Source organism: Nonomuraea sp. NPDC049269 (assembly GCF_043197155.1).
Classification (GTDB): domain Bacteria; phylum Actinomycetota; class Actinomycetes; order Streptosporangiales; family Streptosporangiaceae; genus Nonomuraea.
In genome coordinates, this window is the sequence record NZ_JBICSO010000005.1 from 447,575 (window position 1) to 461,599 (window position 14,025).

The 14,025-nt window shown below is 69.4% G+C and carries 12 protein-coding genes, 1 tRNA gene, 1 pseudogene and 1 riboswitch; of the genes and pseudogenes, 6 read left to right on the plus strand and 8 right to left on the minus strand.

Annotated elements, in window-relative coordinates:
- A riboswitch (cobalamin riboswitch) is annotated at positions 1 to 210 on the plus strand.
- A gap of 125 nt (positions 211 to 335) precedes the next feature.
- The 3 genes from ACGFNP_RS29600 to ACGFNP_RS29610 are packed head-to-tail and all read left to right on the plus strand — an operon-like array spanning position 336 to position 4,628.
- Positions 336 to 2,510 (plus strand): ribonucleoside-diphosphate reductase subunit alpha, encoded by a 2,175-nt coding sequence (locus tag ACGFNP_RS29600; RefSeq protein WP_393324527.1) that lies wholly within the window; start codon positions 336 to 338, stop codon positions 2,508 to 2,510.
- A 24-nt stretch (positions 2,511 to 2,534) separates the two neighbouring features.
- Positions 2,535 to 3,530, plus strand: a complete 996-nt coding sequence (locus ACGFNP_RS29605) for a ribonucleotide-diphosphate reductase subunit beta (RefSeq protein ID WP_358324923.1) — start codon at positions 2,535 to 2,537, stop codon at positions 3,528 to 3,530.
- A gap of 12 nt (positions 3,531 to 3,542) precedes the next feature.
- Entirely contained in the window at positions 3,543 to 4,628 is a 1,086-nt protein-coding gene (locus tag ACGFNP_RS29610; protein ID WP_358324926.1) for a mechanosensitive ion channel domain-containing protein, read from the plus strand.
- 15 nt (positions 4,629 to 4,643) lie between these two features.
- Here the strand turns inward: ACGFNP_RS29610 and ACGFNP_RS29615 are convergent, their stop codons facing one another.
- Positions 4,644 to 5,519: a DMT family transporter gene (locus tag ACGFNP_RS29615; protein WP_393324532.1), complete on the minus strand. Its 876-nt coding sequence runs from the start codon at positions 5,517 to 5,519 to the stop codon at positions 4,644 to 4,646.
- Between the two features lie 83 nt (positions 5,520 to 5,602).
- On the opposite strand from ACGFNP_RS29615, the gene ACGFNP_RS29620 reads away from it, so the two are divergent.
- Positions 5,603 to 6,139, plus strand: a complete 537-nt coding sequence (locus ACGFNP_RS29620) for an ABATE domain-containing protein (protein WP_358324932.1) — start codon at positions 5,603 to 5,605, stop codon at positions 6,137 to 6,139.
- A gap of 12 nt (positions 6,140 to 6,151) precedes the next feature.
- Here ACGFNP_RS29620 and ACGFNP_RS29625 read toward each other — a convergent pair whose 3' ends face one another.
- Both ACGFNP_RS29625 and ACGFNP_RS29630 read right to left on the minus strand, forming a co-directional pair.
- A complete protein-coding gene (locus tag ACGFNP_RS29625) occupies positions 6,152 to 6,964 on the minus strand; it encodes a cytochrome c biogenesis CcdA family protein (RefSeq protein WP_393324535.1) in 813 nt (270 codons plus the stop codon).
- On the minus strand, positions 6,961 to 7,731 hold the full coding sequence (locus ACGFNP_RS29630) for a thioredoxin domain-containing protein (protein ID WP_393324538.1): 771 nt from the start codon (positions 7,729 to 7,731) through the stop codon (positions 6,961 to 6,963). The genes ACGFNP_RS29625 and ACGFNP_RS29630 overlap by 4 nt, the downstream gene beginning before the upstream one ends.
- Before the next feature lie 435 nt (positions 7,732 to 8,166).
- Here ACGFNP_RS29630 and ACGFNP_RS29635 point away from each other — a divergent pair.
- Positions 8,167 to 8,240, plus strand: a tRNA-Leu gene (locus ACGFNP_RS29635).
- 493 nt (positions 8,241 to 8,733) lie between these two features.
- Here ACGFNP_RS29635 and ACGFNP_RS29640 read toward each other — a convergent pair.
- Both ACGFNP_RS29640 and ACGFNP_RS29645 read right to left on the minus strand, forming a co-directional pair.
- Complete coding sequence (locus ACGFNP_RS29640) at positions 8,734 to 10,818, minus strand: SpoIIE family protein phosphatase (protein WP_393325082.1); 2,085 nt, start codon at positions 10,816 to 10,818, stop codon at positions 8,734 to 8,736.
- A 444-nt stretch (positions 10,819 to 11,262) separates the two neighbouring features.
- The gene (locus ACGFNP_RS29645) at positions 11,263 to 11,469 is read right to left on the minus strand and encodes a hypothetical protein (RefSeq protein ID WP_393324541.1); all 207 of its coding nucleotides are present in this window, start codon (positions 11,467 to 11,469) and stop codon (positions 11,263 to 11,265) included.
- 229 nt (positions 11,470 to 11,698) lie between these two features.
- Here ACGFNP_RS29645 and ACGFNP_RS29650 point away from each other — a divergent pair, with 229 nt between their 5' ends.
- Positions 11,699 to 12,268 carry a dihydrofolate reductase family protein gene (locus tag ACGFNP_RS29650; RefSeq protein WP_393324543.1) on the plus strand — a complete coding sequence of 190 codons (570 nt, stop codon included), beginning with the start codon at positions 11,699 to 11,701 and terminating at the stop codon, positions 12,266 to 12,268.
- 51 nt (positions 12,269 to 12,319) lie between these two features.
- Here the strand turns inward: ACGFNP_RS29650 and ACGFNP_RS29655 are convergent, their stop codons facing one another.
- From ACGFNP_RS29655 to ACGFNP_RS29665, 3 genes and pseudogenes are all read right to left on the minus strand, one after another.
- Complete coding sequence (locus ACGFNP_RS29655) at positions 12,320 to 12,517, minus strand: hypothetical protein (protein WP_393325109.1); 198 nt, start codon at positions 12,515 to 12,517, stop codon at positions 12,320 to 12,322.
- 308 nt (positions 12,518 to 12,825) lie between these two features.
- Positions 12,826 to 13,002: pseudogene (locus ACGFNP_RS29660) on the minus strand (response regulator transcription factor); the annotation flags it as partial.
- A 201-nt stretch (positions 13,003 to 13,203) separates the two neighbouring features.
- On the minus strand, positions 13,204 to 13,890 hold the full coding sequence (locus ACGFNP_RS29665) for a FadR/GntR family transcriptional regulator (RefSeq protein ID WP_358324944.1): 687 nt from the start codon (positions 13,888 to 13,890) through the stop codon (positions 13,204 to 13,206).
- Between the last annotated feature and the right edge of the window lie 135 nt (positions 13,891 to 14,025).

Here is a 14,025-nt window from a genome sequence, read left to right on the forward strand (position 1 = left end):
AGGATCCTGGTCGTCGCTGGTTCGCCCCTCGGGGCGGAGCAAAAGGGAACCTGGTGCGATTCCGGGGCTGCCCCGCAGCGGTGAGCGGGAACGACCGCCGTCACGAGCACTGGAGAGATCCGGGAAGCGACGGCCAGTAGGAAGCCGGCCCAGTAGTGGGCAGGACCACGCCCGCGAGCCCGAAGACCTGCCGGTGACGTTGGGGGAGCCACCCGGCTCCGCCCATCGAAGTGTCCAGGGCCTCGAGGGAGGGCCGGGGGCGTCGCGGCCGAGAACTCCAGCGCCGCCGTGCTCTCGCGCGCCCTCACGAGGATGAGCTCGCGAGGAGAGAGCACGTGACGCAGACCATTGTCGATCCGCGGTCGGCCACCGCCGACCGGCGGCTGGCCATCGAGGAGGCCGCCGCCCGGGTGATCACCGACCCGGCGAACTCCCGGGTCGCCGCCCGGCTCCTGGCCGAGGAGATCGCCGACGAGGCGGCCGGGCACGGCGTGCGGACCTTCTCCGAGTCCATCGCCGCCACCCACGCCGCAGGGCTGATCCAGGACTCGCTCGCCGCGTTCGTCGGCGCCAACGCCGCCGAGCTCGACGCGCTCGTCTCCGGCGAGGCGGACGAGCGCTTCGAGTACTTCGGCCTGCGTACGGTCTACGACCGCTACCTGCTGCGTCACCCGGAGTCGCGGGCGGTGCTCGAACGGCCCCAGCACTTCCTGCTGCGCGTGGCCTGCGGGCTGTCGGAGACGGTCGCCGAGGCCGCCGAGCTCTACGCCCTCATGTCCACGCTGTCGTACCTGCCGAGCTCGCCGACGCTGTTCAACTCGGGTTCGCGCCGGCCGCAGCTGTCGTCGTGCTTCCTGCTCGACTCGCCGCGCGACGAGCTGGAGTCGATCTACGACCGCTACGGGCAGGTGGCCAGGTTGTCGAAGTACGCCGGAGGCATCGGCATCGCCTGGACCCGGGTGCGCTCGCGCGGATCCCTCATCAGGGGGACCAACGGGCATTCCAACGGCATCGTGCCCTGGCTGCGCACGCTCGACTCCTCCGTCGCCGCGGTCAACCAGGGCGGCCGTCGCAAGGGTGCGGCCTGCGTCTACCTGGAGACCTGGCACGCCGATGTCGAGGAGTTCCTGGAGCTCCGCGACAACACGGGCGAGGACGCCCGACGTACGCACAACCTGAACCTGGCCAACTGGGTGCCGGACGAGTTCATGCGCCGGGTGGAGGCCGACGAGGTCTGGTCGCTGTTCGACCCCAAGGAGGTCCCCGACCTCACCGACCTGTACGGCGAGGCGTTCACCCGCGCCTACCGCGCCTACGAGGCCGAGGGCCGCTACACCCGGCAGTTGCCCGCCCGGACCCTGTACGGGCGGATGATGCGTACCCTCGCCCAGACCGGCAACGGCTGGATGACGTTCAAGGACGCCGCCAACCGCACCTCCAACCAGACGGCCAGGCCCGAGAACGTCATCCACCTGTCCAACCTGTGCACCGAGATCCTCGAGGTCACCAGCGACGGCGAGACGGCGGTCTGCAACCTGGGCTCGATCAACCTCGCCGCCCACCTGGTCGACGGCGGCGTCGACTGGGACCGGCTGCGCCAGACCGTCCGTACGGCCGTGCGCTTCCTGGACCGGACCATCGACCTGGGCTTCTACCCGACGCCCGAGGCCGAGGCGGCCAACAAGCGCTGGCGGCCGATCGGGCTCGGCGTGATGGGCCTGGCCGACGTGTTCTTCGCGCTCAGGCTGCCGTTCGACTCGCCCGAGGCGCTGGGTCTGTCCACGCGCGTCGCCGAGGAGATCGCCCTGGCCGCCTACGACACCTCCGCCGACCTGGCCGTCGAGCGCGGCCGGCACCCGTCGTACGCCGACACCAGGGCGGCGGGCGGCGTCCTGCACCCCGACCACTACGCCGCCGCCGGGTCGCCGCGCTGGGACGCGCTGCGCGCGAAGATCGCCACGACCGGGCTGCGCAACTCGCTGATGGTCGCCATCGCGCCGACCGCGACGATCGCCTCCATCGCCGGTTGCTACGAGTGCATCGAGCCGCAGGTGTCCAACGTGTTCAAGCGCGAGACGCTGTCGGGTGAGTTCCTCCAGGTCAACCGCTATCTGGTGGCCGATCTGCAGGCCCGTGGGCTGTGGACGCAGCGGATGCGCGACGACCTCAAGCGGGCGGACGGCTCGATCCAGGACATCCCCGGAATCCCCGACGACCTCAAGGTTCTGTACCGCACGGCCTGGGAGCTGCCGCAGAAGGCGCTCATCGACCTGGCCGCGGCCCGGCAGCCGTACATCGACCAGTCGCAGTCGCTCAACCTGTTCATGGCCAGCCCGACGATCGGGAAGCTGTCCTCGATGTACGCCTATGCCTGGAAGCAGGGCCTGAAGACCACCTACTACCTGCGCTCGCGCCCGGCCACCCGGATCGCCCAGACGACGGTCGCGGTCAACGCCGACGCCGTCGCCTGCTCCTTGGAGAACCCGGAAACCTGCGAAGCCTGCCAGTAGCCCCCTCGAACGGAGACCTCCGCAATGCTGCTCGACCCCGGCATGGACCTGACCCTGCGGCCCATGCGCTACCCGGACTTCTATGAGCGCTACCGCGCCGCCATCCGCAACACCTGGACCGTCGAGGAGGTGGACCTGCACTCCGACCTCGCCGACCTGGCCAAGATGACGCCGCAGGAGCGCCACCTGATCCACCGGCTGGTCGCCTTCTTCGCCACCGGCGACTCCATCGTGGCCAACAACCTCGTGCTCAACCTCTACCAGCACGTCAACGCCCCCGAAGCCCGGCTGTACCTCAGCAGGCAGCTGTTCGAGGAGGCCGTGCACGTGCAGTTCTACCTGACGCTGCTCGACACGTACCTGCCCGACCCGGAGGAGCGGGTCAAGGCGTTCGGCGCCGTCGAGCACATCCCGTCCATCAGGGACAAGGCGGAGTTCTGCTTCCAGTGGATCGACTCGATCAACGGGCTCCGGCGGCTGGAGACCGCGGACGAGCGGCGGCAGTTCCTGCTCAACCTGATCTGCTTCGCCGCCTGCATCGAGGGGCTCTTCTTTTACGGCGCGTTCGCCTACGTATACTGGTTCCGCTCGCGAGGCCTGCTCGGCGGGCTGGCCACCGGCACCAACTGGGTCTTCCGCGACGAGTCCATGCACATGGAGTTCGCCTTCAGCGTGGTCGACACCGTGCGGGCCGAGGAGCCCGAGCTGTTCGATGACAAGCTGGGGGAGCAGGTCATCCGCATGATAGAAGAGGCGGTCGCCGCCGAACTGGCCTTCGCCCGCGACCTGTGCGGCGACGGCATGCCCGGCATGAGCGTCGAGCAGATGCGCGAATACCTCCAATACGTCGCCGACCAGCGGCTGGCCCGGCTCGGGCTGCCCCAGAGGTACGGCACGGCCAACCCGTTCGGTTTCATGGAACTGCAGGACGTACAGGAGCTGGCCAATTTCTTCGAACGGCGGGTGTCCGCATACCAAGTGGCTGTTGAGGGCAATGTGACCTTTGATGAGGCTTTTTAAGACATTGGGGGTATGAACGTGCAGTCGCCGACCGACTGGCTCATTCTCGCTATTTCGATGGCGGGCGCCATTCTCGTGGTGGAGGTGGTCAGGCGGCTGCTGGTCAGGGCGGGCCGGAAATGGCGGCTCGCCCGGCACCTGGTGGAGCACTGCACCTGGCCGGCGTACGCGGTGGGGGTCGTGGTGGCGGCCAACCTGGTGTTCTCGCCGGGGATGCTCGGCGAGACCGTGCGCCTGCGCGAGCTCGGCGGCACGATCGACCGGGTGCTCGGCCTGGTCACCATCGCCTGCGTCACCTGGCTGATCATCCAGGCCAACTACGCCCTCACCGACGTCATCCTGGACCGGCTGGTCCTCGTCCAAGGCGAGCGCAACCGCCGGGCACGGCGGATCATGACCCAGATCGGGCTGGTCCGCCGTGTCGCCGCGGTGACCATCTTCGTGCTGGCGGTCGGCGCCATGCTCTTCTCCTTTCCGCAGGTCCGGGCGCTGGGCGCCGGACTGCTCGCCTCGGCGGGCATCGCGGGCGCCATCGTCGGTATCGCCGCCCAGCCGACCATCGGCAACATGCTGGCCGGGCTCCAACTCGCCTTCAGCGACGCGCTCCGCCTCGACGACGTGGTCGTGGTCAACGAGGAGTGGGGCAGGATCGAGGAGCTCACGCTCACCTATGTCGTGGTGCGCCTGTGGGACGAGCGCCGCATGGTCCTGCCCGTCTCCTACTTCACCCAGAACCCGTTCGAGAACTGGACCAGGCACGGCAGCCGGGTCCTCGCCGTGGTGTTCCTGCGCGTCGACTGGTCGGTGCCGGTCGACAAGCTGCGCGAGGAGCTCTACCGCTACATCCAGGAAAACCCCTTGTGGGACCAGAAGGACTGGACGCTCCAGGTCACCGACGTGCTGCCGAACGGGCTGGTCGAGCTGCGGGCGCTGATGAGCGCCGCCGACTCGCCCTCCGCCTGGGACCTCAAGTGCGACGTACGCGAACATCTCGTGACGTACGTGAGAGAGAACTTCCCTGAGGCCCTGCCCCGCTTCCGTATCGACACGCCGGAGACCCGCGCCGGGGTGCCGTGGACCGGCGCCAAGCCGTTCTGAGGCGTCGAGCGGGCCTCAGCGCCGGTTCGCCAGCAGCACTCCGGCGCCGCCGACCACCAGGCCCGCGACGGCCAGCGGGTGCAGCGACTGCCCGACGAACAGCCACGCCATCACCGCGGTGACCGACGGGGTGAGGAAGAACATCGTGCTCACCCGGCTTGCGGGCGCGTTCTTCAGCATGGTGTTGAGCAGCAGGAACGCGCCGATCGAATTGACCAGCACCAGCCAGCCCACGGCGCCGGAGAACGCGCCCCAGTCCGTCACCCGCGGCGTCTCGAACACCAGCGAGGCCAGCCCCACCAGCGGCGCGCTGACGAGGAACTGCGTCGCGGTGCCCGTCCGCACGTCCATGTCCCCGGCGAACCGCTTCTGGTAGACCGTCCCCAAGCTCAACGCCAGCAGCCCGACCACACAGAACGCCACCCCGGCCGGTGAGAAGCTCAACCGATCCGCCACCGCCAGCCCCACTCCGGCCGCGCCGAGCCCGAAGCCCAGCCACTGGCGCCGGCTCACCCGCTCGCCCAGCAGCCGCCCCGCCACCAGCGCGATCAGCACCGGGTTCAGGCCCTGCACCAGCGCCACCACCGCGGCGGGCACGTGCAGGCCGATCGCCGAGTAGAACGCGCCGAACTGCACCGCCTGAACCAGGATCCCGGATCCTGCCACGTGCGCCAGCTCCCGCCCACGCGGCCACGGCGCCCGTACGGCCAGTGCGAACCCGCCCAGCAACAGCCCCGCCAGCGCGAACCTGGCGAACGTCAGCAACAGCGGCGGCGCCGACCCGACGCCGATCACCCCCGCGATGAAGGCACTGCTCCACATCACCACGAACAGAGGCGGCATCACCGCCGACGACGTCTTGTTCCTGGTCTCCATCACGCTGATCGCCACGGCGCAGCCTCCATAACCTCTTAAAGTGGTTATTTAACTGTTCCGTGCTTCGCATAACCTGTCAACGTGGTTACTATGGCAGTGTGACGGGTTTCACCTTCATCAGTGGCAATCTGGGCCTCGATCTGGCGGGCACCGTACAACACCGCCGGTCCGACCGGACCGACCTGCTGCGCGATCCGGCGGAGCTGGCGCGGTGGACGGTCGAGGCAGGCATCCTCGACGTGCCGCCCGCAGTCGGCGACGCCGAACTCACGGCGGGGAAGATGTTGCGGGAGGCCATCTACCGGCTGGCCGCGGCGGCCTTGCCGTCGGAGGAGGATCGCCGGTTGGTCAACCGGGTCGCCGCCGGGCCGCCCGCGTCCGTGCGGTTGAACGGCGCCGGGCGGGTCGAGCGTGACGGGGATCTCGACGCCGCCCTCTCGACGGTGGCCAGGGAGGCGGTCCAGCTGCTCGGCGGGCCGCGGGCCGTACAGATCAAGGAATGCGGGGGAGAGGTGTGCACCCGCCTGTACGTCGACGCCTCGCGCGGGTCGTCGCGGCGCTGGTGCGACATGCACGAGTGCGGCAACCGCGCCAAGGCGGCCGGCTTCCGCGCCCGGCAGCGCGCGCCGCTTTGAGGGGCCGGTCAGTCAATGGCGTCTGAGGCGCCACGCGGTGACGGCGGCCACCGCCAGGGCGACGATTCCGACGACGAGCAGGTCGGGCAGCACGTCCTGGACGGATGCCGCGAGCTCCTCCAACTGGGCTTCCCAGGAGTCGGGGATCGGCAGAGCCAGCCCGCGCGTGCCGTCGGAGAGCAGGAACAGCACCCCGAGCCCGCCGAAGACCAGCCCGGACAGCAGCGAAGTGGTGTGCAGCCGCAGCCGTCCCAGCCGTAACCCGCGACCGCGCAGCCAACGCCGGCCGCCCAGGTCGTAGCGCTGCCACAGGCCCGCGAGCAGCAGCAGCGGGGCCGCCATGCCCGCCGCGTAGACGGCCAGCAGCACCGCCCCGCGCAGGCCGTCACCGGAGGCCGCCGCGACCGTGAGCACCGCGCCGAGCACCGGCCCCGCACAGAACCCCGCCAGCCCGGACACCGCCCCCAGAACCAGTACGGCCCCCGCCGAATCCCCTCGAACATGTCCCTTCGGTCGCTCCAGCGGCCCGATCGTCCAGCCCTGACCGGCCACCTGCAGCACGCCCAGTCCGATCAGCGCCCAGCCCGCGACCGTGACCAGCAGCTCCTGCCGGCCGTAGAACAGGTGGCTGACCTGCGCCGACCCCATCCCCAGGGGCACCAGCACCGCGCACAGCCCCACATAGAACAGCAGCGTCCGCCCGAGCAGCCGGCGGCGGCCCGGGAAGGCGTAGGCGAAGAACGCCGGAACCAGCAGCGCCCCGCACGGGCTGACCAGCGAGAACAGGCCGCCCAGGAACGCGGCGGCATAGCCGATGCCGCTCATCCGGCGTGGCGGGCCTTCTCGATCGCCTTCTCGAACGCGGCCACCGGCTGGGCGCCGAACAGCAGCTCACCGTTGATCAGGAACGCCGGGGTGCCGGACAGGCCGAGTTCCAGCGCGAACTCGAGGTCGCCGTCCACGAGCCGCCGTACGGACGCGTCGCGACGGTCGGCGTCGAACTGGCCCAGGTCGAGCCCGATCCGGGCGGCCACGGCGCGCAGGTTCGCGTCGGTGAGGCGTGGCTGCCCGCTGGTGTAGAGGGCGTCGTGGAAGTCCCAGAACCGGCCCTGCCGGGACGCGGCGCGGGCTGCCACGGCGGCCCGTACCGAGTCGCGGCCCCTGATCGGGTAGTCGCGCCAGAACATCCGCACGATGCCGGTGTCGAGGTAGCGGCGCTTCAGCTCGGGCTCTATCCGCTGGGCGAAGCGGCGGCAGTTGGGACACTTGAAGTCGCCGAACTCGACGATGGTGACCGGCGCCTGCGCCGAGCCCCTCGACAGGTTCGCGTCGACGGGCGGCGCGGGCGGCCCCTCCCAGACCTTCACCGAACTCGTCGGCGTAGGCGAGCCGGCCGGGCCGGTCGTGGGGGAGCCTGCCGGAGTCGCCGGAGTGGGGTCGGCCACGATCGCGGTCGCGGCGGCTTGTTGAGAGGTGTTCTTGGGGGGTTCGCCCTGGTTCAGCGCGGCGATCGCCAGCACGGCCACCACCGCGGCCCCGGCCAGCGAGCCGAGCAGCACCCGGCGCCGCGCCACCGGAGATTCCTTGGTCACCTTCGGCATCCTCCCAGCCCGCAGCGGCCCCCGCCGGTCGTTCCCTTAGAGCTCCACCGCCCGCTCCATGCTCTCGCACTCGATCAGGTAGAACCCGGCCAGATGCTTTTTATCCCCCGCGGAAAACACGTGGCATTCGCCGCGATCATCCGGCTAACGTGGAGCACGTCCACCACGACAGGAAGGCAGTGCAGTGACCTACGCGAAGTCCCTCGAACTGCTTCCTGAGTTCCTCGGACTGGATTCCGGGTGATCCCTCGTAATGAGACGACGCCGCCCGGAAACCTGCCGAGGCGGCTTTTTTCATCTCACGGACGACGGCCCAGGGAACACGGGGCCGCGGGCCTCGGTCTGGCCGACGGGAATGGCGCCCCCCGGCCGGATACAGCCCCAGCCCCGGGCACGGCCCACGCCAGCCGAGCCCGGGGCTAACGAGCCGCTCTGGCCCAACTGGCAGAGGCGCCGCCTTCAGGAGGCGGAGGTTCAGGGTTCGACTCCCTGGGGCGGCACACAGAAGACGCTGAACTTTCAAGGGCCCCCTGCGCGGGCCCCAGAACTAGGTCCCTCCGCCCCGGACGGGCATCGGCCACCCGGCCGCAGCCGTTCATCGGCGCGAGCCCCATGATCACGCAGACGAGGTGGTGCCTCCTATGATGACCGGGACATGACCTGGGCGTGGCGGCCACGGTTGAGCCGGTCCGCCTCAGCCCGCACGACGCCGCGGCACCGGTGCGAGGGCGTTGCGCCCGGCCTGCCAGATGGCCGCGCCACCATTGGATCAGAGCGGCTTGGCAACGGTCAGCAGGACCGCGGAGTCCTCCAACGCCTCAAGACTGTGGCGGGCGTCGGCACAACGTATTCCCTGCTGAGAATCCGGCCCACGGCGGATCACAACCCCCGGAAACCCCTTTCGTCTCGGGGCTGGGGCGAACGACCTGTGCCACGGTACGGAGAGGCCAGATGGCGCAGTACCCAGCCGATCTGAGCGCGAGGCGGCAGTGGTCAGCCTGGATTCGTGCGGTGTTCCAAAAGAAGTAGCGCGATGTCGTCGGCGCGCTGGCTGGTATGTGGGGCGTGGTCGAGAAGCGTGCCGCTGAGTTGCTGGAGGTGTTCGTAGGAGGCGTGGGTCAAGTGGCCGGCGAGGTTGGTGATGGCGTGGTCCAGGTCGGTGCCGGGGGTTTCGACGAGGCCATCGGTGTAGAGGGCCAGGACGGCGCCGGGTGGGAACGGGGTTTGGAGGGTGGGGTATTGAGCATCGGGGTCGATGCCGAGCAGGAGACCGGCCGGGACCTCGATGATCTCGGCGGGCATGTTCGGCGGGCGCAGCAGCGGCGGAGGGTGTCCCGCACTGGCCGCGCAGAGGGTGCGTAGTTGCAGGTCGAGATGGATGAGCAGGCAACTGGTGAACAGATCAGTGTCCAGGTCGATGAGAAGGCGGTTGGTGTGCTTGAGCACGTCGCCCGGGCTGGCGCCGGCCGCCGCATGGGCGTGGATGGCGGTACGCACTTGTCCCATGAGCGCGGCGGCTGTCATGTTGTGCCCTTGGACATCCCCGATGACCGCTGCGGCCGAGGTGGCGTTCAAGCGGATCAGGTCGTAGAAGTCGCCGCCGATGTCTACGCCGCGGGTGGCGGGCAGATAGCGGGCGACCACCTCCAAGCCTGGGATCTCGGGCAGGCGGTGAGGGAGCAGAGTGGTCTGAAGGCTATGGGCGAGGCGTTCCTTGGCGTCATAGAGACGGGCGCGGTCAAGGGCTTGGGCCATCAACCCGGCCAGAGTGGTGAGGGTGGCACACTCCTGGGTGGTGAACGGGTGGGGCTGATCGAAGGCGAGCACACAGGTGCCGACAATGTCATCAGAGACCGCCAGCGGCAGGAACGCCCAGGCTGCCGTCTGGTCATAATGCACGGCTGCCGGATACATCTGGCGTAGTTCGCTCCAGTTGGCGAAGAACATGGGCTCGCCGGTTCGCAGGACGTGCTCGGCGGGAGTGGGCGAGGTCAGGGGCAGTCCATCGAACGGAGCAAGGACTTCGGGGTCGTAGCCGTGCGAGCCGATGATCCTCATCCTGCCGCCCTCGGCTACCAGTATCGCCATGGCTTGGGCCTTGAAGACGGGCATGACGTGGTCGGCGGCCAGATCGATGACCTCCCGCACGTTGAGCGCCCGGGTCAGAGCCGCCGCCATATGAAGAAAGTTGTAGAAGGCGTCTGCTCGCGGCAGCCCACCGAAGCCGGAGGCAGGCTCGTGGGTGGGTTGTTGTTGTGTGGCATGGTCCATCAAGACAGGCGTGATGCGTAGGCTGATGCCGGACGGGTCCGGATACAGCTGGAATTGCAAGGTGCGGCCATCAGGGCGTCGGGCTCTGCAGGACGTGATCTGCTGGCCGACCACCGCAGCTCGGCAGCGATCTTCGAATACCGGGTCCCGCAGCCATGCCGCCGCTTCCCACAGCGGCTTTCCCTGCAAGTCGGCCACGTTGGTGCCGAGAAGGTCGGCTGCCGTGGTGCTGACAAAAGTGATGAGGCCTTCCAGGTCCAGCGCGACGCAGCCTTCGCGGAGCCGGTTGACGTAGCCGAATGCGGCAGAGGCATGCTGCGGATCCGGCACCTGAGTCTGTGCCAGGGTCAGGACGCGCGGCTCACCTGCGGCTCGCAGCGGCTGTCCGCTGTCGGCTGCCTGCTGCAGCAGGCCGCTCAGCTCGTGGCAGGCGAGGTTGATGACGTCCAGCTCATAGGGGGAGAGCTCGTGCGCGTGCGATGCCGGCCACAGCAGCACCCACGAGCCCCATACGCGGGATCCGGTTTGAAGGGGAGCGGCAGCGGCGGCGAATGGGTACGGCAAAGCGAGCGCCGTCCCAGGAAAGCGGCAGGCCAGCTCCTGATGACTCTGTACCCATATCAGCTGGCGCTGGCGGACGGCAGCGGCCACCGGAACGCCGGCGTTCACCCTGACCCTGGTCCACGGCTTGACGATCTGGGCCGGAAGCCCGATCTCCGTGTCCATCAGCAGGAGGTCCCCCTCGTCGGCTAGGAGGTAAATCGCGCCGATGTGTGCTCCGGTGCTACGAGCGGCTTGGGTCAGCACCTCGTCCAACTCGGACGCATACCCGCAGCCAGCGTGACCGGGCACGATCTACTCCGCTCCGGCCTGCACCGACATCCGTACCGCACCTTCAGGCCCAGTCACGTCTCAACGGTAAGTGCCCACATCTGAGGCATTGGCCCGCATTGCTCAATTCTGATGACAAAGTTGCGGGAGCATGGGGATTTCCCGGCGACGTCCTCCTCACACGCGGCGGTGGCGGGCGCGCTGGGTAAGGCCTGCTCCGCGTCGGCCCGCTGCTCCTCCGAGATCGTCTTCCGGTACGACGGGGTTGCCAGTGGAGTTGCCACCTCCCGGCACCCACACCATGACCGGCAGCCCGCGACCTCCGGCGTCACGTGATCACCTCGCCCGCCCTGCGGGGGCGGCTGTCCACGGTGACGGTGCCCGAGGCGGTCGAGACGTCGACCGTCCGCCCCCGGTACGTCAGCCCCGCTCCAGCCCCCCGTCCGGCAGCGCCGGCGGCGCGACGACCAGGCTGCCGTCGAGCCGGAATCGCACGCCCGCCGCCCCCGTCAGGATCGCCTCCGCACCGGCCAGCCCGGCGACGATGTTGATCCGCCGCCCTTCGGGCGGCGCCGCTGGGCGGTCGCAGTAGTGCTCCTGGGGGAAGTACGGGAAATGCCGTCCCATCCTGGTTCGCGAGCCGGGGGGCACGTCTCACCCTCCCAACCCATCGGCCTGGCTCCGTGGTCTTTGCGTGGCGAGTCCGTGCCTCTTCCGTGGCGGTCAGGGGGGTCACACGGATGTCCCGGCCCGTCGCGGGAGGTCAAAGTAGCAGGCGGCGACAACACTGCCGCCCGTCAACAAAGAGCGGCCGGCTCCGACCTACCTATGACCGCACAGACAAGAGGGGTAACTCATGGGAAAGATCATTTACTGGGTGCATTCGTCGGTGGACGGGTTCATTGACGGGCCCGACGGGGAGTTCGACTGGCCGGTGATGGGCCCGGAGGTGTCCGCGTACTCCGAAGGCCTGGACAAGGGGGTCGACACTCTGCTGTTCGGACGTCCGGTGTGGCAGATGATGGTGGGATTCTGGCCGAACGCCGAGTCGATGTCGGACGACCCACACGTCGCCGCTTTCGCGCCGTTCTGGCGGGCCACGCCGAAAATTGTGTTCTCCCGCACGTACGCGGGCGACGAGTGGACCAGCCGCGTCATCAAGGACAACCTGGCCGAGGAGGTCTCCGCCCTCAAGGCGCGGCCCGAGGGTGGGGACCTGCTCCTCACCGGCGGCGCCGCGCTGTCGGCATCGCTGACCGAGCTGGGGCTCATCGACGAGTACCACATCGCCGTGCACCCGGTGGTGCTCGGCGGTGGCCGGCGACTGTTCGCCGCGCCGGAGCAGCGCCACAAGCTGCGGCTCGTCGACTCACACGTGCTCGACGGCCTGGTCGTGGTGTCGCACTACCAGCTCGCCTCCAAATAGGTGACCCCTTTTTCTCGGCCTACGTGACGGCCATGGAACCCGTGACGCCGATCAACGGCGCGCAGGCGACGAGGCGCCAACCTGCTCCCGGCCGGCCAGCAGGCGCAGCGTGCAGGCGCGCTCGAAGCGGGCGTCGATCGACGTCCACAGCTCGGCCGCCTCCGCCAGCGCGTCAGGGTCGTCGTGCAGGATGCCGCGGGTACGGGCCAGGCCCGCGGCGGCCCACGTGCTCTGCTCCGCGTACGGCAAGGCGGCGGCGACTCGTTCGGCGGCCCCGGGCAGGCCCGCGACGACGGCCAGCTCGGCGCCGGCGGCGCGGGCGTAAGACTCGTACCAGCGGCTGGAGAAGGAGGCGAAGGCGCCGCCCCCAGCCGGGTCTTGCCGACGCCGCCGGGCCCCACCAGGCAGACGGGCGCGGTGCGTGCGAGCGCCGCCAGCGTTTCCTGGCGTTCCTGACGGCGTCCGACGAAGGAGGCGTGGCTGACCGGGATCTGCGCGATGTTCCCCGGCTTGACCGAGGACGACGGTTGGTGCCGGTTGATGGCCGCCAGGGCCGTCCTGTTGGCCACGCCGTACTTGCGCAGCAGCGAGGAGACGTGACTTTCCACGGTACGGACCGAGACCTGCAGCCGGCGGGAGATCTGCGCGTTGGTCAGCTGCTCGGCCACTCCGGCCAGCACCTCGATCTCGCGAGGCGAGAGCCCGTGGGGCTCGCTGGGGACCATGCGCCTCATTGTGGCTCGGTGGTCTCTCCGTGGCGAATCACCGCCACAGTGTCGAGCAGCTGTCGCCTATCCGGTGATCCGCCAGCGGCCCGGAGCCGGCCTCGGCCACATGCATGCGGATCGCGCCCGCCTGAACGAAACGATGGGACCACGGATTATGGGCGGACCCGGGCAGGCCACCTCGCTGCCGTCGGTCTGGTGTGACCGAGGTCAGGTCGGCGCGGGTTCCGGCCGGGCCTCCGCCCGTGCGATGCGCGCCTTGACGTCGCGGAAGTGCAGCCGCATCGCCTCCCGGGCGGCCTCGGGGTCCCGAGCGCGCAGCGCCGCCACGATCCGGCGGTGGTTGCCGGCGATCTCGGCGGTCCGCTCCTCCGGCGGGCCGAGCGTCGGCTCAACCTCGTGGTAGACGTCCCAGAACAGGCCGATCAGCTGCAGGACCAGTTCGTTGCCGCACGAGTCGTACAGCAGCGCGTGGAAGGCCCGATCGGCTTCCCGGTCCCGATCCATGCCGTTGGCCAGGGCCTCCAACGCGGCGAGCCGGGGGGCGCTGGTGCCCTGAGCCACCTGGCCGATCAGCCCGGTCTCGAGCAGCTCGCGGACCTCGACCAGATCGTTCAGCGCGCGGATCCCGCCCGGCCCCGAACGCACCCGGAAGGCGAACGACGGGGTCAGCGCGTCGAGCGAGGCATGCCCGACGAACGTCCCATGACCGTGCCGGATCTCGACGATGCCCAACGCCTGCAGGGCCCGCACGGCCTCGCGGACGCTGTTGCGGCTCGTTTTGAGTAGCTCCATCAGTTGCACTTCGGTCGGCATCGGTGACCCGGCGGCCAGTCCGCGCTCGTGGATCAGGGCGACGATGCGCTCCTGAAGCGACGCGCCGTCACGTGTAGGCATGCCAGCTCCAAGCTCGTCGAAGACCTTACGCCAAACATCCCACCTCTTCGTCCCGGAAGGCCAGCGGGGGCAAGAAAGTTTACGCCGACGACACAGATTGCCCGTCGGACGGCCATGACGCGTTCGCGTACAGGC

Bases quoted from the DNA above. Each gene is read 5' to 3' on its own strand.
- ACGFNP_RS29605 (WP_358324923.1), top strand. From the start codon at position 2,535: ATGCTGCTCGACCCCGGCATGGACCTGACCCTGCGGCCCATGCGCTAC.
- ACGFNP_RS29650 (WP_393324543.1), top strand. From the start codon at position 11,699: ATGGGAAAGATCATTTACTGGGTGCATTCGTCGGTGGACGGGTTCATT.
- ACGFNP_RS29645 (WP_393324541.1), bottom strand. From the start codon at position 11,469: ATGGGACGGCATTTCCCGTACTTCCCCCAGGAGCACTACTGCGACCGC.
- ACGFNP_RS29610 (WP_358324926.1), top strand. From the start codon at position 3,543: ATGAACGTGCAGTCGCCGACCGACTGGCTCATTCTCGCTATTTCGATG.
- ACGFNP_RS29625 (WP_393324535.1), bottom strand. From the start codon at position 6,964: ATGAGCGGCATCGGCTATGCCGCCGCGTTCCTGGGCGGCCTGTTCTCG.
- ACGFNP_RS29665 (WP_358324944.1), bottom strand. From the start codon at position 13,890: ATGCCTACACGTGACGGCGCGTCGCTTCAGGAGCGCATCGTCGCCCTG.